The following is an 18,391-nucleotide window of genomic DNA, read 5'->3' on the forward strand; positions in this document are numbered from 1 at the left end:
TCCAAGAGGATCTTCCCATGAGCCTGCTCAACGCCTGGTTCAACGCCTTCCTGCGCAGCCGCCGCGCGGGCAACCTGTTCGGTCGTCGTGCGATGCCCGAAGCCGGTTACGGCCGTGGCAGCACGCAGGCCGCACCGGCCACGCTCACCGCCGGACTGCTCGCGCTTGCACAGGGCAGCGAAGCCGATGCGCTGGCTACCCTGCAATCGCACGTCGACGGTCTCAGCCCGCACGAAGCCGAAGAGCGCTTGCTGCGCTTCGGCCCGAACGAGGTCGACCACGAGAAGCCGCTGCCGTGGTGGCGCCATCTGTGGCAGTGCTATCGCAATCCGTTCAACCTGCTGCTGACGGTGCTGGCGGCCGTGTCCTGGCTGACCGAAGATGCCAAGGCGACGGTGGTGATCGGTGCGATGGTGGTGCTGTCCACCTTGATCCGCTTCGTGCAGGAGGGTCGCTCCAATCGCGCTGCCGAACGGCTGAAGGCTCTGGTGGGCAATACCGCACGCGTGCTGCGCCGCGCTGCGGGCACCGAAGCGGCAGAAGTGGCCGACCAGTACTTCGGCGCACAGCTGCACAGCCGGCGGCCGGCACGGCTGCTGGATCTGCCGATCCGCGACCTGGTACCGGGCGACCATATCGTGCTGTCGGCCGGCGATATGATCCCGGCCGATTGCCGTGTCCTCGCGGCCAAGGACCTGTTCGTCGCACAGGCCGCGATGACCGGCGAATCGTTGCCGGTGGAGAAGTTCGTGCAGGCGGGCAACGCCGAGGCTGGCCTGATGGAACAGGCCAACCTGTTGTTCATGGGCACCAATGTGGTGTCCGGCACGGCAACAGCGCTGGTGCTGGCGACCGGCAACACCAGCTACTTCGGCACCCTCGCCCAGCGCAGCAGTGCCAGCGATCGTGCGCCGACAGCATTCCAGGCCGGTGTCAACAGCGTCAGCTGGCTGCTGATCCGCTTTGCCCTGGTGATGGTGCCGTTTGTCCTGCTGGTCAACGGCTGGACCAAGGGCGACTGGACCGAAGCGTTCCTGTTCGCGCTGTCGGTGGCGGTCGGCCTGACCCCGGAAATGCTGCCGATGATCGTCACCTCCACCCTGGCCAAGGGCGCGGTGCTGCTGTCGCGGCGCAAGGTGATCGTCAAGCGCCTGGACGCGATCCAGAACTTCGGTGCGATGGAAGTGCTGTGCACCGACAAGACCGGCACCCTCACCCAGGACAAGATCGCGCTGGAGCGGCACACCGATGTGTTCGGGCAGGATTCGGAGGATGTGCTGACCTTCGCCTACCTCAACAGCCACTTCCAGACCGGCCTGATCAACCTGCTCGATCGTGCGGTGCTGGAGCATGTGGAGCTGCAGAGCTCGCTGCGCCTGTCACAGGACTACCGCAAGGTCGATGAGATCCCGTTCGACTTCGAGCGCCGCCGCATGTCGGTAGTGGTATCCGAGCGCGAGGACCATCACGAATTGATCTGCAAGGGTGCGGTGGAGGAAATGCTGGCGGTGTGCAGCACCGTGCGCGAGAACGGCCAGGACATGCCGCTGGATGAGCAGCGCCTGGCCCGCGTGCGGCAGACCACCGAGGAGCTGAACGAACAGGGCCTGCGCGTGGTGGCCGTGGCGATGAAGGAGACCGCGGCCAGCCAGAGCGTGTACTCGCAGGCCGACGAGCGCGATCTGACCCTGGTGGGCTACGTGGCCTTCCTCGATCCGCCGAAGGAGTCGGCCGCGCAGGCGCTGCAGGCGCTGGCCGCGCACGGTGTGGAAGTAAAGGTGTTCACCGGCGACAACGAGCTGGTCACCGCCCGGGTCTGTGCCCAGGTCGGCCTGGACGCCGACACGATCGTGACCGGTCCGCAGATCGAGCGCATGGACGACGCTGCCGTGGCACGTGCACTGCAGGAACACCGCGTGTTCGCCCGCCTCACGCCGCTGCACAAGGAACGGCTGGTGCGCGAACTGCGTGCACAAGGCAAGGTGGTCGGCTTCCTCGGTGATGGCATCAACGATGCTCCCGCACTGCGCGCAGCCGATATCGGCATCAGCGTGGACAGCGCGGTGGACATCGCCAAGGAGGCCGCCGACATCATCCTGCTGGAAAAGAACCTGATGGTGCTGGAGGAAGGCGTCATCCAGGGGCGGCGCACCTTCAGCAACATGCTGAAGTACATCCGCATGACCGCCAGCTCCAATTTCGGCAACGTGTTCTCGGTGCTGGTGGCCTCGGCGTTCCTGCCGTTCCTGCCGATGCTGCCGTTGCAGCTGCTGGTGCAGAACCTGCTGTATGACATCTCGCAGATCGCCATTCCGTTCGACAACGTCGATGAGGAACTGGTGCGCAGGCCGCTGAAGTGGAACCCGGCGGACATCGGCCGCTTCATGGTGTTCTTCGGGCCGATCAGCTCGATCTTCGACCTCAGCTGCTTCGCCTTGATGTGGTACGTGTTCGATGCACGCACGCCGGCCGACCAGGGCCTGTTCCAGTCCGGCTGGTTCGTGGTCGGTCTGCTGACCCAGACCCTGATCGTGCACATGATCCGCACGCCCAAGGTGCCGTTCCTGCAGAGCATCGCCGCGCCGCCGCTGCTGCTGATGACCGGGGCGATCATGGCGATCGGCGTGATCCTGCCGATGAGCCCGTTGGCGGGCTACTTCAAGCTGCAGGCGCTGCCGGCCGGCTACTGGCCGTTCCTGGTGGCGATCCTGTTCGGCTATGCGGTGCTGACCACCGCGCTGAAGAAGCTCTACATCCGCCGTTACGGCTGGCAGTAAGCGCATCGGCGCAGGGAGAATCCTCATGGACTTCAACCCCCACCTGCCCGCGTTCAACGCCGGCGCCACCCTCAGCTCGCTGATCAGCCTGTCCGTCGCCTTCGTGCTGGGCGCGCTGATCGGCCTGGAGCGGCAGTTCCGCCAGCGCACCGCCGGCCTGCGCACCAACACGCTGGTGGCGGTGGGCGCCGCCGTCTTCGTCGACCTGGCCGTGCGCTTCCACGACCTGTACGGCGGGCCGCCGTCACCGCTGCACGTGGTGGCCTACGTGATCTCCGGTGTCGGCTTCCTCGGTGCCGGCGCGATCATGAAGGATGGCGCACAGGTATCGGGCCTGAACACCGCAGCCACCTTGTGGGGCTCGGCGGCGGTCGGCGCGTGTGCCGGCATCAAGCTGCTGCCCGAGGCGGTGCTGGCTGCGGTGTTCGTGCTGGCCGCCAACACCCTGCTGCGACCGGTGGTGAACCGCATCCAGCGGCAACCGCTGCCGGAAGCGTTCAGCGAGGCAACCTACGCGATCAACGTGGTCTGCCAGCGTGAGCAGCAGGCCGAGGTGCTGGACCGGCTTCTACTGTTGCTCGAACAGGCGCAGTACCCGGTGCGTGCGGTCGACCAGCGCCCGTTCGGCGAGCGCGATGTCGAGATCGAAGCGGTGCTGTACGCCACCACGGTCGATGGCGGCGAACTGGATGCCGTGCTGGCGACGTTGGCGGCCACGCCGGGTGTGCTGCAGGGGTTCTGGAACGCCAGCCTGGAGGAATGACGCCCGGTAGTGCCGGCTGCTGGCCGGCAACCAGCAAGAGCGTGCACACCAAGCTTCGGTAGGTGCCGACCGTTGGTCGGCACGGATCTTCAGATACCCCGGCTTCCTGCTGCTGTGCCGACCAACGGTCGGCACCTACCGCGGCACCCGCGGCCGTTCGAGGGCATGGGCTCACCTTTGCTATCCTTTCCACCCACGCCAGGGAGCCATCCCGATGCCATCGCTGTCGCCCCGCCGCCCCCTGGTCGTGCTGGCCCTGATCATCGTGATGGCGGCCATCTTCCTGGTCGATACGGTTACCGACTACGCCGTTGCCGCCGCCTGCTTCTACGCAGCCGTCATCCTCGCGGCGTCAAGACGGCTGCCCGCACGCGGCCTCATCCTGCTTGCCGCGGTCTGCATCGCGTTGACCGGCCTCAGCTTCTTCCTGACCCGCTTCGGCACCTACCGCATCGGCCTGGTCAATTCAGCGATCGGCATGCTGGTGATCGGCATCACTACCTATCTGGCATTGAAGATGGAAGCGGCCAAGGCCGCGGTGCAGGACGCACAGGCGCGCCTGCTGCGGGTTGCCCGCGCCTCCACCGTCGGCGAGCTGACCACCTCCATCGCACATGAGGTGAACCAGCCGTTGGCTGCCATCGCCAGCAGCGCCGAGGCCAGCCAGCGCTGGTTGGCCCAGGATCCACCGAACCTGGACAAGGCACGTCAGACCATCGCCCGCATCGTCGCCGACGCCCATCGTGCCAGTGACGTGATCGCCCGCATCCGCGGCCTGACCCAAGGGGCTGCACCTGAGCGCCAGGCCTTCGACCTCAACCTGGCCGTGGAGGAAATGCTGGCGTTGTCGCGCAGCGAACTGGAACAGCATGGCGTGACAGTCGCGCTGCTGCTGGGCAACGAGCTGCCCCCCGCCCATGCCGACCGCGTGCAGGTGCAGCAGGTGATCGGCAACCTCATCCTCAACGCCGTCGACGCGATGGCCGGTACGCCCACGGGCGAGCGCAGGCTGTCGCTGCTGACCGCGCATGATGGGCACGGCCACGTCAGCCTGATCGTGCGCGATCGTGGTATCGGCCTGCCGGCGGAGCAGCCCGACCGCGTGTTCGATGCATTCTGGACCACCAAGTCGAACGGCCTCGGCCTGGGCCTCAGCCTGAGCCGCTCGATGATCGAGGCCAACGGCGGCCATATCCGCGCCGAGCGCCCCGCTGGTGGTGGCGCCTGTTTCATCTTCGAGCTGCCCACGCACATGGAAGCTACCCATGCGTAAACCCACGACAATGCCTGTGGAACCGTCACCGATCGTCTACGTGATCGACGACGATGCCTCGGTGCGTGCTGCGCTGGAAGATCTGCTTGCATCGATGGGCCTGCAGGTACGTGCCTTCGCGTCGACCGGCGAATTCCTTGCCCATGCGCTGGAGGACGCCCCGGCCTGCCTGGTGCTGGACGTGCGCATGCCTGGCCAGAGCGGACTGGACTTCCATCGCACCATGGCCAGCCACGGCCTGCACCTGCCGGTGGTGTTCATCACCGGGCACGGCGACATCGCCATGGGCGTCAATGCGATCAAGGAAGGCGCCATCGAATTCCTGACCAAGCCCTTCCGTGACCAGGAACTGCTGGACGCCATCCACAAAGGCATCGAGATCGATCGCCAGCGACGCCGCGAGGGCGACCTGCTGGGCGCACTGCAGCAGCGCTGGGATACCTTGAACACCGGCGAGCGCGAGGTGGTTGCCGGCGTGGTACGGGGCCGGCTCAACAAGCAGATCGCCGCTGATCTTGGCGTCAGCGAAATCACGGTGAAGGTGCGTCGCGCGCAGTTGATGCGCAAGATGGGCGCGCGCACCCTGGTGGATCTGGTGCGCATGTATGACCGGCTGCAGGGCAGCACGCCATGACCGTATATGTAGCCTGCTGCGCGCAGTGAATGTGTGTGGTACCGGCAAGCTGCCGATGCCCAACTGTTCATCCACTACGGCGATGGCATGGCCGGTTCGCGCCTGCGCGTCCCCTTCGCCGCAAACGGAACCGGCCGCAACATCAACACCGTAAGCCGACTGGCGGCGATGGCTGCGGAGCTGCGCTGAGCTCAGGCCTGCCGGGCAGCCCCCTAACTGCGCGTCGCTGCAATGCTTCGCTTCAACCGTGTATCGGCCAGCCCCACCGCCAGCAGCACGATGCTGGTCAGCCACCCTGCGGCCAGCAGGTGCATCCATGGCAGCACGAAACCGAGCACCACCAGCGCCGCCGCCCCCGCCAGGTGCGAACGCGGCACGCGGCCGTAGACCGCCCGCTTGTACAGTGCGCTGCCCAGCAGGTAGATCAACGGTCCCGCCGCCAGCGTCGCGGCATACGGCAGGGTCACTGCCGCCTCCGGTTCGTCCATCACCAGATCATTGCCGACGGCGGTGGCGATGATGCCGGCGATCAGCAGCGCATGCACGTAGTGGAAGTAGGCGCCGATGCGACCGGGGTCGTCGGAACGGGTGATGGTGTCGGTAGCGTCCCGGCTGGAGATGCCGAAGTACAGCCACCACATCGCGATCGTACCGGCGAAGGTCGCCAGCACCGCCGAAACCACCTCTCCACTCCAGTGCTCCACCTCGCTCAGCACGCCGCCGGTTGCCAGCAGCGTCTCACCCAGTGCGACGATCACGAACAGCTGGCAGCGCTCGGCCAGGTGCCCACCTTCGATGGTCCACTCGCGGGTACGCGAGCGACCGAGGCCGGGAAACGCGAAGCCGAACATCGGCGAGATGTATTCGCAGGCGACGGCCAGCGCCCACAGCGCCAGCCGCGCATTGCCTTCGACCGCTGCGCCGGCCAGCCAGAAGCAGGCCGACACGCTGACCCAGGCCAGCATGCGCCTGAAATTGGCGGCCAGCGGGTGTGCGCGCCCAACTTCCAGCAGGACGAACAGCGTCCGCCCCACCTGCATCGTGGCGTAGGCGCCAGCGAATATCCACGCGCGTCCGGCAAAGGCTTCGGGGATGGACGAAGACATCAGCAACGCCAGCAGCATCGTGACGAACAGCAGGCCGCGGATGCGAGGCGCTTCCGGGTCGAACCAGTTGCTGACCCAGCACGCGTACTGCCAGCCGAGCCAGACCGCAAACCACAGCACAAGCGTCTGCAGCACGCCCAGCAGGCCCAGGTGGTGCAGCAGGTGGTGGCTGAGCTGGGTGACGGCGAACACGTAGACCAGATCGAAGAACAGTTCTTCGTAGGTCACCCGCGCATGATGGCCGTCGCGACGACGCAGGGCAGGAAGACGGGGTGTTGCCGGCATCGCGGATCCTCGCTTCAGCGGCCCAGCCGCCAGAAAATGACACCGGCCACCAGCGCCGGAAAGGCAAACACCAGCAGCAGGATCGGCAACTCCTCGCGCACTGTATAGCCCGCCCGACTGATCCCCACCCACAGATTGGCCACCGACACCAGCAGCCAGGTGCCGATGAAGGCCAACAGCGCCGTGGGCAGCTGCGAGCTGCCGGTGCTCCAGAGCCTGCCGAACAGGGCGAAGACGCCCAGCAGCAGGAACCCGCCGACGATCACCAGAAGCACGTGCATGGTCACTCTCCCCGATGGCTGCCCTGCAGCCTATCTGCGGCCGAGTGTGCGCGGCAGAGGGTGATCGTGGATTCACTTTCCGGCGGCCACGAACAATGTCGCCGCGGAACACCTTATAGCAAATGCGAACAGTTCCCATTACTATCGTGGCGCCGCGTAGGCCCGTCTTGCGTGGCCCCACCCCTTCCCGCCTGCGCCGCTTTTCCGGATGTCCACGCCACCGCACTCCCCACCACCTGCGCTGCCGCTGGTGTCCTCGCTGGTGCGCCACTACGAGGAACTGGTGGACTACCTGCGTCGTCGCTTTGCCTCGCCCGGGCTGGCCCGCGAGGTGGTGCACGATGTCTGCATCCGCCTGCTGGAACGCCCGGCCCCGGCCGACGTGCGGCAGCCGATGGCGCTGCTGCGGCGGATGGCCCACGACGCCGCGGTTGATCGTTGCCGTGCCGAAGACCTGCGCCGCCAGTGGGTGGAACCCCGTGCCGAACTGCCCGACGCCGCCTACGAAGGCGCCGGCCCGGTCAGGCAGGCCGTTGCCACGCAGGAACTGGAACGGCTGGTCGAGGTCATCCGTGCGATGCCCTGTCGACGTCGCCAGGTGTTCATCCTGCACAAGATCCATGACGTGCCGCAGGCGGCGGTTGCGCGGCGCATGGGGATCGGCCTGAAGGCCGTCGAGCGCCATCTGCGGTTGGCGATGGTCGAATGCCGGCAGACGCTGGATGCGGGAGCGCTGACGTGACAGCACCACGTCGCCCGCGCCCGCCGCGTCCGGACAAGACCGCCGCGCCCTCGCCTGATCGTGTGCTGGAACAACATCGGGACACGCTCAAGGCACTGTTTCCCGTGCCCGATGCGGCGCAGCTGTATCGCCCTCATCGCAGCCGTCGGATCGGCGGCGCCGTGCTCGGCCTGCTGCTGGTGGCTGGACTGGGCGGGCTTTACGCCTTCGATCCCGGCTGGCAACAGGGCGATTACCAGACGGCCATCGGCGAGCGCCGCAGCGTGCTGCTGGCCGATGGCAGCCGCATCGAACTGGATGCAGACAGCCATCTGCAGGTGCGCAGCCATCTGCGTTCGCGCAGCACGGTGCTGGTCTCCGGACGCGCCCGCTTCGACGTGGCGCCTTCGCGCTGGCGTCGGTTCCAGGTCGATGCTGGACCGGTGCAGGTGCGCAACTACGGCACCGTGTTCGATGTGGATCGACGCGGTGACCGCAGTGAAGTCCGCCTGTGGCGCGGCAAGGTCGGCGTGCGCGTGGCTGGCCGCGATGGCGAGCAGCGCCTGCACCCTGGCCAGCAGCTGCTGGCAGGGACAGGCCCGGTCCAGCAACCGCAGCCGATCGCCGCCGGCAGCGGAGAATGGACCGAGGGCCGGCTGCAGTTCGCGCAGACCCCGCTGGGCGAAGTGGTACGCAGCCTGCAGCGCTATCACCGCGGCGCGATCGTACTGGACGAACCCGGTCTGGCCACGCTGCAGGTTTCGGGCGTGTTCGATGGCGACCATGCCGCCACCGCGCTGGCGCTGCTGCCGGAGATCCTGCCGGTCGCCGTCCACCAGCGCGACGATGGCAGCGTCCACATCTCCGCACATCACTGAATTCCGCATCGAGGGTGGGTTGTGGCCCTGCTCATCCGGCTGCTGCTTGAACCCCTCTGAAGGACCCCGCATGACCCGCATTGCCCTGCCCGCCGCCCTGCGCCGCCTGACGCCTGCCCTGCTGGCCGTCAGCCTGTGCGCCGCCCTTCCGGTGGCGGCGCAGTCCACCCCCACGACGGTGGACGTCCATCTTCCGGCAGCCCCGCTGCAGCAGTCACTCAATGCGATGGCCAAGCAGAGCGGCATCCAGCTGCTGTTCGCTGCGGACAGGGTTGCCGGCCGCCAGGCGCCAGCACTGGACGGCCGCTATGCCCCGCGCGAGGCGCTGCAAAGGCTGATTGCCGGCCAAGGCCTGGACGTCGAAGAACGCTCGCCAGGCGTGTTCGTGATCCGCAGTGCGGTCGCAACCGCGACGCCGGCGGCAAAAGCAGACAGCCCGCGTACGGCAGCAACGCCGGCAGCCGCGACTTCGCTCGGCAGAGTGACCGTGTCGGCGTCCACCGCGCGCATGCCGCAGGGCGAGACCGCCATGCCCAACACCATCACCGTGCTCGCCCGTGAGGACATCCAGCAACAGCTGGCACTGGGCTCGGATGTATCGCGCGTGCTGTCCTCGCAGATCCCGGCATTCGCCCCGGCACGCGAGAAGATGTCCAACTATGGCGAAAGCATGCGCGGGCGCGGCATCCTCTACATGGTCGACGGCGTGCCACAGTCCACGCCGCTGCGCGACGGTTCGCGTGATTCACATACCATCGATCCGGCGATGATCGAACGCATCGAAGTGATCCACGGCGCCAACGCGCTGCAGGGTATCGGCGGCACCGGTGGCATCGTCAACATCATTACCCGCAGCGCGCCGAGCGAACCGGGTGCTTTCCTGCTGGATAGCAACCTCTCACTCACTGCCGCCTCGCCGGGCCGCCGCGATGATGATGGCCAGCGTGCTTCGGCACTGGTGGGTATCCGCGGCGAACAGTTCGACCTCGTTGCCGGCCTGGCCCATGAGCGGCAGGGCCTGTACTACGATGGCGACGGCCGTGCGATCGGCACCAATGCGCAGGGCGAACTGATGGATTCGACCTCGACCAACATCTTCGCCAAGCTTGGCTGGAACATCGCCGAAGGCCAGCGCCTGCAGTTGATGGCCAACCGCTACGAACTGCGCGGCCTGGACAATTACCTGCCCGTGGATGGCAACTTCCGTACCGGTCGCCCGGCCACGTCGGTGCCCGGCGATACGCCGCTCGATCCGCCGATGAACCGCTCACGCTCGCTGACCCTGGACTACAGCAATGCCGATCTGTTCGGCGGCCAGTTCCTGGCGCAGGCGTTCGCGGTTGATTTTGAAGGGCGTTACGGTGCCAGCCAGTGGGACCCGTGGGGCAACACGGGTGCCAACGCCGCCTGGGACCAGACCCAGAACGAATCGGACAAGCGCGGCTTCAAGCTGACCCAGAGCTGGCGCCGCATCGGCGACACGTCGCTGGACGTGACCCTGGGCCTGGATGGCCTGCGTGACCGCACCCACCAGGTACTGCTGGCCAGCGGCCTAAACTGGGTACCACTGACCACCTACCAGAGCCTGTCGCCGCTGTTGCAGCTGCAGTGGTGGCCCACCGACCACGTCATGCTGTCCGCTGGCCTGCGTTACGAAAAGGGCGAACTGGAAGTGGGCGACTACACCACCCTGCCCCGCTACGGCGCACGCAAGGTGGCCGGTGGCAAACCGACGATGAGCGAGACGCTGCCCAATTTCGGCGCGGTCTGGTACATCAACGATCGCCTCAACGCCTACGCGTCGTACTCGGAGGGCTACACCGTGGCCGACGTTGGCCGCGTGCTGCGCGCGATCAACCGCGATGGCCAGCGCGTGGACAACCTGGTGGACCTGTCGCCGGTGGTGTCGGACAACCGCGAGATCGGACTGGAATATGACGATGGTCGCTTCAGCGGCGATATCGCGTACTACACGTCCGAATCCAAGCTGGGTTCGGTACTGGTCTATGACGCCGGCATCGATGCCTACAACGTGCAGCGCCAGGCTACGCGGGTGGAAGGCTTCGAGACCAACCTCCGCCTGCGCCTGGGCGACAGCCGCCTTGGCCTGGGCTATGCCCGCGCCAATGGCCGCTACGACGCCAATCTGGATGGTCAACTGGAAAGCGACCTGGCGGGCGTCAACATCGCCCCGAACCGGCTGACCGCGTTCTGGGAACAGAGCTGGACCTCGCAGCTCAGCACCCGCCTGCAGGCCAGCCATGCCTTCGATCGCGACTTCGACCTGCGCGGCGTGCCGGTGGCTAGTTTCAAGGGCTACACCACGTTCGATCTGGTCGCCCGCTATGCGCTGGACAAGAGCAGTTTCACGCTGGGCGTGCAGAACCTCGCCAACAAGCAGTACATCACCTACTACTCGCAGACCACGCCATCCAACCCGAGCTATTTTGCCGGGCGCGGACGTGTGCTGACGCTGGGATGGCAGTACCGCTACTGAGAGATGGCGCCCTTATGGGTGCCATGAAATCTATGCGTGACGCGACGAAGGAGGCCCATGCTAGTTTCTGGGCCTCCTTCATCGGTGTCCTCCCATGCGCCTGCAGACCCTCGCCATCACGCTCGCTGCCCTGCTTCCCGCTGCGGCTTCTGCCGCCGAACCGCCGCTGCCGCAGCTGCGTGCCTACACCGTGGATGCCTCCTGGCTGCAGCCGATGGCGCCTCTGCAGATTGCCGACCACACCTGGCAGATCGGCACCGAAGACCTGACCGCGCTGCTGGTGCAGACGCCGCAGGGCGCGGTGCTGCTCGATGGCGGCATGCCGCAGATGGCCGACCACCTGCTGCGCAACATGAAAGCACGCGGTGTTGCGCAGCAGGATCTGCGCCTGATCCTGCTCAGCCATGCCCACGCCGACCACGCCGGCCCGGTTGCTGCGCTCAAGCGCGGCACCGGTGCGCAGATCGTGGCCAATGCAGAATCGGCGGTGCTGCTGGCGCGCGGGGGCAGCAACGACCTGCACTTCGGCGACGGCATCACCTATCCGCCGGCCAACGCCGACCGCATCATCATGGATGGCGAAGTGGTCACGGTGGGCGGCATCGACTTCACCGCGCACTTCATGCCGGGCCATACGCCGGGCAGTACCGCCTGGACCTGGACCGACACCCGCGATGGCACGCCGGTGCGCATCGCCTACGCTGACAGCCTGAGCGCACCGGGCTATCAACTGCAGGACAACCCGCGCTATCCGCACCTGATCGACGACTACCGTCGCAGCTTCGCCACGGTGCGCGCTCTGCCCTGCGACGAATTGCTGACCCCGCATCCTGGTGCCAGCAACTGGAACTACAGCGCTGGTGCCAAGGCCGGTGCCAAGGCCCTGACCTGCAAGGCCTATGCGGATGAGGCCGAGAAGAAGTTCGACGCGCAGCTGGCCAAGGAGGCGGCCGGGGCCCGCTGATCCTGTAGCCGAGCCGATGCTCGGCTTGCCGGCCGAAAGCAGCCGAGCGTGGGCTCGGCTCTACACAGGCCGCGTGGAAGGGGTGCCGGTCAGACCGACCGGCACCGCCACTGAATCTCAGCCGCCCTGCCCGTGCTGCGCGAAGGGCTGGGTGCTGCCATCAGCCAGCACCAGCTCTACGGTATACGGCTGCACATAGCCATCAGGCATTTCCATGCCCGGAGATCCGGCCGGCATGCCTGGCAGCACCAGGCCACGCGCCGTCGGTCGTTCCTTCAGCAGGCGCTTGATGTCGCTGGCCGGAATATGCCCTTCCACCACATAGCCACCGATCTCAGCGGTATGACAGGACGCCTTGCCGGCCGGCACGCCGAGGCGTTGCTTGACCGGATGCATGTCATCGGTGTCGCGTATCTCAACCGGGAAGCCGGCAGCCTTCAGGTGGTCGGCCCACACGCCACAGCAACCACAACTGGCCGTCTTGTGCACGATCGCCAGCGGCAATTGGGGATCGATCGTCGGCCCAGCCGCGACCGCGACCGCCGAGGCAGTTGCGGTGGCGGCTGCGGGCGAGGACACGGCTTCTTCGGAGGCGCGCGCGCAGGCGCTGCCCAGCAGAACGGTGGTAAGCAACAGGCTCAGGGAAAGCGTGCGGTTCATGTGTCAGGTTGTCCTTTGCAATCGCAGGCGCGAGCGCCTGCCACCCACACGACGGATGCGCGTGGGTCAGGTTGATGAGGGGGATACTGCAGGACGACAGGCATGCACTGCCTGCGCGCAATCAGGCGATCGGCGGACGGATCAGCTGCGGCAGCGCAGGCGCGGGATGACCGGGTCGCAGCGCCTCGCCGGGCACTGCACGCAGCGGCCATGCGGCAAGGCTTCGCGCCGACGGCAGCATGGCCACACTGGCTGGCAAGCATTCGCAACCCTCGCTGCTGCACGCGCCTGCGTCCCGTTCATCGCAGCAAGCAGGCGCGGCAGAGATCGCAATGTCGGCACTCTCGTGGGGTGCACCGCAATGACCATCGCTGGCCTGACCGTTGATGCCGCCCGAGGCAAGCGCCAGCGCCGGTGCATTCAGCACCAGGGTCAGGAGCAGCATCAGTCGCAGCAGCAGGCCGGATATATCCACGGGCTGATGATAGCCGACGCACGACGCGCCCGTCGCCACTGCCTGGTGTCATCATGGATGACGTTCATTGGAGCTTTTCCATGCCTGCCCGCTGCGCCTGTGCTGCCCTCCTGCTGTCTGCGTTGCTGAGCCTTCCGGCCATGGCAGGCGAACGCCAATGGACCGTGCTGTCCAGCGGCGATGCTGACGACACCCATGAGCGCTGGCAGGTGAGCGCGACGCGGTTGCATACGCTGCCCGCCTTCGACCCGGCGCGCGCCGAGCCGCCACTGTCGGTGCATCAAGCGACGGCGGCAGCGCTGGCCCACGCGCGCCAGCGTTATCCCAGCGATGACTTCGTGGTCTCCGAGGTCAGCCTGCAGCGCTTCACCGCCGGCGCGGCAGCGCATACCGAAGATGCAGCGCGCGGCTGGGTGTACCTGGTCAGCCTCGACTACAACGCCAAGGGCTGGACCCAGATGGTGCCGGTGTTGCTGGATGGCAGCATCGTGCTTAGCAACAGCGAGGAACCGTAGGGACGGTACCCGCCGGCCTGTTCGGCTGGCTGACCCGTCCCGGACTTGCGCGGTGCACCGGTCTGTGGCGATATGGCGGTCGCGCCCGTGCCCCTAGGCTCGGGCCTCCTCCAGGACACGGAATTGTCTCGATGAATGGAATCATGCGATCGCTGCTGGCGCTCGTCCTGCTCTTCGCCGCCACGTCCATCCGTGCCGACGAACTGACTGATCGCCACGCTGTTACCCGGCAGGCCACCGAACTGTTCGAGAAGCAGGATTTCGCCACGCTGGAACGACTGGGCGAACGCTACCGCACGACGGGTCAGCACTTCGGCAGTGGCGTCTGGAAACTGTCCACCTACTACGCCGGTATCTCCAGAGCGTTCAGCATCACCAACCGCGACCCCGCCTATTGGGCTGGCCGCGAGAAGATCGTGCGCACCTGGATCGAACGGCATCCGAAGTCGCCAGCGGCGCACCTGGCCATGGCCAGGATGCTGTCCAGCCACGCATGGAGCATTCGCGGCAGCGGCTATGCCAACACGGTCAAGGACCAAGACTGGGGGCCCTTCAATACCTACCAGCAACAAGCCATCGACTACCTGCAGCAGCACAAGGCCGTCGTCTCGACGGATCCATACTGGTACGAGCTGATGGAACACCTGGCCATCGAGCGCAGCTGGCCACTGGAGCAGTTCATCGCACTGCACGACGAAGGGATCAAGCGCTTCCCCGGGTATTACCCACTGTACTTCGCGGCCGTCCGCTACTTCGCGCCAAAATGGGGTGGCGATGCACAGGGCCTGGAGATCTACGCACGGCGGGTCATGGCTTTGGCGCCGCCGCGCGATCAGTACATGCTGTATGCGCGCATCTACTGGGTAGCCTCGCAGGATGAGTATGGCAAACGCCTGTTCGTCGATTCGGCCGTCGACTGGCCGAGCATGAAGCGCGGCTTCGAGGACATCCTGGCGCGCTACCCGGACGAATGGAACCAGCAGGCGTTCGCCTACTTCGCCTGCCAGGCCAATGATCGGGAAACGGCCCGCGGACTGGTGACAAAGATCCAGGAGCCCATCCTGGCGGTGTGGCGGGATACCGCCGACTACTACCGTTGTTCGTTTGCCCTGGACGAAGATACCAACCCACACCTGGGCGCCCGCTAGCGCCGAGTCTACTCGACGCCACCGGCCCCGCCGGCAAGCAGGCATGACTCTCCTCTACGCTGGCACCTCGACCTGCGCGCGCATCCGTACCGGAATGGATTTCGCCGCTGGCGTACCGCTGATCCGATCGTAGTAGTCCAGCGGCAGCAGCGGATTGAGCTCGGGGTAGTAGCCCGCCAGCGCGCCACGCGGCATCGGATAGTCAAGCACGGTCAGGCCGTCGATGCGCCGCGTCACGCCATCGTCGCTGATCGTTTCCAGGCTCACCAGGGCTTCCTTGCCGAGCCCGCGCGCCAGACGGTCCTCGATGTTCATGAACACCACCATGCGGTCGTTGTACACGCCCCGGTAGCGGTCGTTGTAGCTGTAGATGGTGGTGTTGTACTGATCGTGCGAACGCACCGTGGCCAGCCGCAGCATCTCCGGGTCATCGACCACCGTGTTCACTTCCAGACCCGGCATGACCAGGATATTGGCCTTGCCGTTCGGCGTCGGCCACACGCGCCGGCGCGGTGGAATATCCAGGTGGAAGCCGTGCAGTGCCTGGATGCGTTCGTTGAAGCCTGCGTAGATGTCCGGGTAGACGGCGGCGATCAGGTCGCGGATCGGGCCGTAATCATGCATGTACGCGGCCCAGTCAACCTTGCTGTCCGGCAACGCCGCCATCGCCATGCGGCAGACGATCTCCACCTCCGGCAGCACGTGCTCGCTGGCCGGCTCCAGCACACCACGCGATGCCGTCACGTTGGACATCGCATCTTCGATGGTGACGAACTGTTCCCCCCGCGGCGTGCGGATCCACTCCGAACGCGCCACCACCGGAAGGATCAGCGCGTCGCGGCCATGCACAAGATGACCTCGGTTGAGCTTGGTGGCGATGCCCACGGTCAGTTCCAGCTTGCGCATGGCTTCGTAGGCGCGTTCGGTATCGGGCACCGCATGGATGAAATTGCCGCCCATGCCGATGAACACCTTGGCGCTGCCATCCAGCATCGCCGCGATCGACTCGACCACGTGGTGGCCGTGTTCGCGTGGCGGATCGAAACCAAATACCTGCTGCACGCGATCCAGGTAGCGCGCCGTGGGCTTCTCATCGATGCCGACCGTGCGATCGCCCTGCACGTTGGAATGCCCGCGGATCGGGCCGATGCCCGCGCCCGGCTTGCCGAAGTTGCCGCGCAGCAACAACAGGTTGGCCAGCTGCTGCAGCAGCCGCGAACCCTGCTGGTGCTGGGTCAGGCCCATTCCATAGCAGATGACCGTCGCGCGCGAACGGATGTAGATCTCCGCGCAGCGCCGTATCTGCTCCTGCGCGATGCCCGACACCCGCACGATCTCATCCCAGTCCTGCGCCAGCACGTCTTCGCGCAGTGCCTCCAGGCCGACGGTATGCTCGGCCAGGAAGGCATGATCCAGCACCTGCTCGCCCTGCGCTTCGCGCTCGAACATCACCTTCATCATGCCCTTGATCAGCGCCAGGTCGCCGCCGATGCGCACGTGCACGAACTCGCTGGTGATCTCGGTGGAACCGAACGTGGCCATCTGCACCACATCCTGCGGTTCGGTGAAACGGATCAGGGCGCGCTCGGGCATCGGGTTGACCGCCACGATCGGCACGCCGCGTTTGCGTGCTTCCACCAGGTTGCTCATCATCCGCGGCGAGTTGGTGCCGGTGTTCTGACCCATCACGAAGATCGCCTCGGCGTGTTCGAAGTCGTCCAGCACGATGGTGCCCTTGCCCACGCCTATCACCGGCGGCAGGCCCCGGCTGGTCGGCTCGTGGCACATGTTCGAGCAGTCCGGGAAGTTGTTGGTGCCGAACTCGCGCACGAAGATCGAATACAGGAACGCTGCTTCGTTGGGCGTGCGGCCGGAGGTGTAGAACTCGGCCTGGTCGGGGTGGTCCAAAGCCTGCAGATGGCGGCCGATCAGCGCGAACGCCTCGTCCCATTCGCAGGGAACATAGTGATCGGTGGCGGCGTCGTAGCGCATCGGCTCGGTCAACCGGCCCTGCAGCTCCAGCCAATAGTCGGTCTGCGCCATCAGCTCGGTGACGGTGTGCTGGGCGAACAGCTCGCGGGTCACCCGGTGCTGGGTCGCTTCCCAGGCCAAGGCCTTGGCGCCGTTCTCGCAGAATTCCAGCTTCTTGCGGTGGTCGGCATCGGGGAACGCGCAGCTGGGGCACTTGAAGCCACCCGGCTGGTTCATCGCCAGCAGTGCCTTCGATCCTTTGCCGATCACGCTCTGCTGCAGCAGCACCTTGGCGGTCGCACCGGCGGCCCCCCAGCCGCCTGCCGGTTGGTTGTAGGGCTTGTAACGCGGCGGCTTCTGTTCGGACATGGTCGGGAACCTGCGTTGGTGGAGTGCCTGCCTGCAGTGCCGGGCCCGCGCCCGGCTGCCGTGGCCAGTCAAGCACGCCGGCAACCGCGGCGCCATAGCCCGGCTGTGGTAACGCAGGCTGCCATGGCAACGGTTACCGCCGCGTCTTCACTGGATGGCTGCGTTATTCTGCGGGCGTAGCCTGCCCTTCTGCTTTGCCCAGGATGTGCCGCATGCCAGGATCGACGCCGCCCTCCCCTCCGCCCGCCGGCACGGCACTGCGCACGTTGCAGCGCTGGCGCAGCACGGGGCAGGAGCAACAGGTGGACGTGATCGCCGAAGAAGTGCCGGTGGTGATGCGCTACAACGGTGCCGCCTTCGCGGTGATGATGGCCACGCCGTGCGACCTGGAGGATTTCGCCTTGGGTTTCTCGCTCAGCGAAGGGTTGATCGAGCGGCCCGATCAGCTGCTGTCCGCCGAGGTGCAGCCACAACTGGAAGGCATCGAGCTGAAGATGACCGTGTCCGCCAACGCCCCTGGCGCCGCACTGGACCTGGACAACGGGCGCCTGCTGCCTGGTCGCGGCGGTTGCGGGTTGTGCGGCGCGCGTCAGCTGGAAGACGTGCTGCGTCCGCTGCCGCCGGTGAAAGACCGCCGCACCTATCAGACGGCTGCCCTGCAGCGGGCGCTGGCCGGGTTGGCCCCGCACCAGCCGATGAATGCTGCCAGTGGTTCGACCCATGCAGCGGCGTGGGCCGATGCCAGCGGCCGCATCGGCTGGGTGCGCGAAGACGTGGGCCGTCACAACGCGCTGGACAAGCTGATCGGTGCGCTGCACCACAACGAGCACAGCATCGATGGTGGCCTGCTGGTGGTGTCCAGCCGTGCCAGCTACGAAATGGTCAGCAAGGCAGCGCGCGCCGGTGCCAGCGTACTGGTTGCCGTTTCGGCCCCCACCGCGCTGGCCATCGACCTGGCCCGCAGTGCTGGCCTGTGCCTGGTGGGTTTCGCCCGCGAAGGGGGCTTCAACGTGTATACCCACCCGGAGCGACTGCAGGGGGATGGCCTGCACGGCCACCCACCTGCTTGACGGC

At 66.4% G+C, this 18,391-nt stretch carries 17 protein-coding genes; 12 read left to right on the forward strand and 5 right to left on the reverse strand.

Features of this window, described 5'->3' with window-relative positions; all coding sequences use genetic code 11:
- Positions 1-17 precede the first annotated feature (17 nt).
- From mgtA to HFK18_RS17335, 5 genes are all read left to right on the forward strand, one after another.
- A complete protein-coding gene (gene mgtA / locus HFK18_RS17315; RefSeq protein WP_180167194.1) occupies positions 18-2,777 on the forward strand; it encodes a magnesium-translocating P-type ATPase in 2,760 nt (919 codons plus the stop codon).
- A 25-nt stretch (positions 2,778-2,802) separates the two neighbouring features.
- A complete protein-coding gene (locus tag HFK18_RS17320) occupies positions 2,803-3,540 on the forward strand; it encodes an MgtC/SapB family protein (protein ID WP_100552611.1) in 738 nt (245 codons plus the stop codon).
- A gap of 214 nt (positions 3,541-3,754) precedes the next feature.
- A complete protein-coding gene (locus tag HFK18_RS17325) occupies positions 3,755-4,813 on the forward strand; it encodes an ATP-binding protein (RefSeq protein ID WP_180167195.1) in 1,059 nt (352 codons plus the stop codon).
- Positions 4,806-5,447 carry a response regulator transcription factor gene (locus HFK18_RS17330; RefSeq protein ID WP_180167196.1) on the forward strand — a complete coding sequence of 214 codons (642 nt, stop codon included), beginning with the start codon at positions 4,806-4,808 and terminating at the stop codon, positions 5,445-5,447. The genes HFK18_RS17325 and HFK18_RS17330 overlap by 8 nt, the downstream gene beginning before the upstream one ends.
- A gap of 33 nt (positions 5,448-5,480) precedes the next feature.
- Positions 5,481-5,636 carry a hypothetical protein gene (locus HFK18_RS17335; protein ID WP_157804907.1) on the forward strand — a complete coding sequence of 52 codons (156 nt, stop codon included), beginning with the start codon at positions 5,481-5,483 and terminating at the stop codon, positions 5,634-5,636.
- Positions 5,637-5,659: 23 nt separating this feature from the next.
- Here the strand turns inward: HFK18_RS17335 and HFK18_RS17340 are convergent, their stop codons facing one another.
- Together HFK18_RS17340 and HFK18_RS17345 are read right to left on the reverse strand one after the other, a co-directional pair.
- Positions 5,660-6,838 (reverse strand): low temperature requirement protein A, encoded by a 1,179-nt coding sequence (locus HFK18_RS17340; protein WP_180167197.1) that lies wholly within the window; start codon positions 6,836-6,838, stop codon positions 5,660-5,662.
- Between the two features lie 14 nt (positions 6,839-6,852).
- Complete coding sequence (locus HFK18_RS17345) at positions 6,853-7,119, reverse strand: hypothetical protein (protein ID WP_180167198.1); 267 nt, start codon at positions 7,117-7,119, stop codon at positions 6,853-6,855.
- Between the two features lie 208 nt (positions 7,120-7,327).
- Between HFK18_RS17345 and HFK18_RS17350 the strand changes: the two genes are divergently transcribed.
- The 4 genes from HFK18_RS17350 to blaL1 all read left to right on the forward strand — a co-directional run bounded on the left by HFK18_RS17350 (position 7,328) and on the right by blaL1 (position 12,179).
- Positions 7,328-7,861 (forward strand): RNA polymerase sigma factor, encoded by a 534-nt coding sequence (locus HFK18_RS17350; RefSeq protein WP_180167199.1) that lies wholly within the window; start codon positions 7,328-7,330, stop codon positions 7,859-7,861.
- Positions 7,858-8,718, forward strand: coding sequence for a FecR domain-containing protein (locus tag HFK18_RS17355; RefSeq protein WP_343202975.1), 861 nt, complete (start codon positions 7,858-7,860; stop codon positions 8,716-8,718). The genes HFK18_RS17350 and HFK18_RS17355 overlap by 4 nt, the downstream gene beginning before the upstream one ends.
- Before the next feature lie 70 nt (positions 8,719-8,788).
- Positions 8,789-11,215, forward strand: coding sequence for a TonB-dependent receptor (locus tag HFK18_RS17360; protein ID WP_180167201.1), 2,427 nt, complete (start codon positions 8,789-8,791; stop codon positions 11,213-11,215).
- A gap of 94 nt (positions 11,216-11,309) precedes the next feature.
- Entirely contained in the window at positions 11,310-12,179 is an 870-nt protein-coding gene (gene blaL1 / locus HFK18_RS17365) for a L1 family subclass B3 metallo-beta-lactamase (RefSeq protein ID WP_180167202.1), read from the forward strand.
- 117 nt (positions 12,180-12,296) lie between these two features.
- Here blaL1 and HFK18_RS17370 read toward each other — a convergent pair whose 3' ends face one another.
- A complete protein-coding gene (locus HFK18_RS17370; protein ID WP_180167203.1) occupies positions 12,297-12,839 on the reverse strand; it encodes a DUF411 domain-containing protein in 543 nt (180 codons plus the stop codon).
- Between the two features lie 121 nt (positions 12,840-12,960).
- On the reverse strand, positions 12,961-13,353 hold the full coding sequence (locus tag HFK18_RS17375; RefSeq protein WP_180167204.1) for a CopL family metal-binding regulatory protein: 393 nt from the start codon (positions 13,351-13,353) through the stop codon (positions 12,961-12,963).
- Positions 13,354-13,394: 41 nt separating this feature from the next.
- Between HFK18_RS17375 and HFK18_RS17380 the strand changes: the two genes are divergently transcribed.
- Together HFK18_RS17380 and HFK18_RS17385 are read left to right on the forward strand one after the other, a co-directional pair.
- A complete protein-coding gene (locus tag HFK18_RS17380; RefSeq protein ID WP_180167205.1) occupies positions 13,395-13,829 on the forward strand; it encodes a hypothetical protein in 435 nt (144 codons plus the stop codon).
- 143 nt (positions 13,830-13,972) lie between these two features.
- Complete coding sequence (locus HFK18_RS17385; RefSeq protein ID WP_257216289.1) at positions 13,973-14,977, forward strand: DUF4034 domain-containing protein; 1,005 nt, start codon at positions 13,973-13,975, stop codon at positions 14,975-14,977.
- Positions 14,978-15,031: 54 nt separating this feature from the next.
- Here the strand turns inward: HFK18_RS17385 and HFK18_RS17390 are convergent, their stop codons facing one another.
- Positions 15,032-17,317: an FdhF/YdeP family oxidoreductase gene (locus HFK18_RS17390; RefSeq protein WP_180167207.1), complete on the reverse strand. Its 2,286-nt coding sequence runs from the start codon at positions 17,315-17,317 to the stop codon at positions 15,032-15,034.
- 212 nt (positions 17,318-17,529) lie between these two features.
- Here HFK18_RS17390 and fdhD point away from each other — a divergent pair, with 212 nt between their 5' ends.
- Positions 17,530-18,387 carry a formate dehydrogenase accessory sulfurtransferase FdhD gene (gene fdhD, locus HFK18_RS17395; protein ID WP_180167208.1) on the forward strand — a complete coding sequence of 286 codons (858 nt, stop codon included), beginning with the start codon at positions 17,530-17,532 and terminating at the stop codon, positions 18,385-18,387.
- Positions 18,388-18,391 lie beyond the last annotated feature (4 nt).

Source organism: Stenotrophomonas sp. SbOxS2, from assembly GCF_013416715.1.
GTDB classification, from domain to species: domain Bacteria; phylum Pseudomonadota; class Gammaproteobacteria; order Xanthomonadales; family Xanthomonadaceae; genus Stenotrophomonas; species Stenotrophomonas lactitubi.

What these genes read in the sequence shown, in the direction of transcription:
- mgtA (WP_180167194.1), top strand. Translation starts at nt 18, where the DNA reads ATGAGCCTGCTCAACGCCTGGTTCAACGCCTTCCTGCGCAGCCGCCGC.
- HFK18_RS17320 (WP_100552611.1), top strand. Translation starts at nt 2,803, where the DNA reads ATGGACTTCAACCCCCACCTGCCCGCGTTCAACGCCGGCGCCACCCTC.
- HFK18_RS17325 (WP_180167195.1), top strand. Translation starts at nt 3,755, where the DNA reads ATGCCATCGCTGTCGCCCCGCCGCCCCCTGGTCGTGCTGGCCCTGATC.
- HFK18_RS17330 (WP_180167196.1), top strand. Translation starts at nt 4,806, where the DNA reads ATGCGTAAACCCACGACAATGCCTGTGGAACCGTCACCGATCGTCTAC.
- HFK18_RS17340 (WP_180167197.1), bottom strand. Translation starts at nt 6,838, where the DNA reads ATGCCGGCAACACCCCGTCTTCCTGCCCTGCGTCGTCGCGACGGCCAT.
- HFK18_RS17345 (WP_180167198.1), bottom strand. Translation starts at nt 7,119, where the DNA reads ATGCACGTGCTTCTGGTGATCGTCGGCGGGTTCCTGCTGCTGGGCGTC.
- HFK18_RS17350 (WP_180167199.1), top strand. Translation starts at nt 7,328, where the DNA reads ATGTCCACGCCACCGCACTCCCCACCACCTGCGCTGCCGCTGGTGTCC.
- HFK18_RS17360 (WP_180167201.1), top strand. Translation starts at nt 8,789, where the DNA reads ATGACCCGCATTGCCCTGCCCGCCGCCCTGCGCCGCCTGACGCCTGCC.
- blaL1 (WP_180167202.1), top strand. Translation starts at nt 11,310, where the DNA reads ATGCGCCTGCAGACCCTCGCCATCACGCTCGCTGCCCTGCTTCCCGCT.
- HFK18_RS17370 (WP_180167203.1), bottom strand. Translation starts at nt 12,839, where the DNA reads ATGAACCGCACGCTTTCCCTGAGCCTGTTGCTTACCACCGTTCTGCTG.
- HFK18_RS17380 (WP_180167205.1), top strand. Translation starts at nt 13,395, where the DNA reads ATGCCTGCCCGCTGCGCCTGTGCTGCCCTCCTGCTGTCTGCGTTGCTG.
- HFK18_RS17385 (WP_257216289.1), top strand. Translation starts at nt 13,973, where the DNA reads ATGCGATCGCTGCTGGCGCTCGTCCTGCTCTTCGCCGCCACGTCCATC.
- HFK18_RS17390 (WP_180167207.1), bottom strand. Translation starts at nt 17,317, where the DNA reads ATGTCCGAACAGAAGCCGCCGCGTTACAAGCCCTACAACCAACCGGCA.
- fdhD (WP_180167208.1), top strand. Translation starts at nt 17,530, where the DNA reads ATGCCAGGATCGACGCCGCCCTCCCCTCCGCCCGCCGGCACGGCACTG.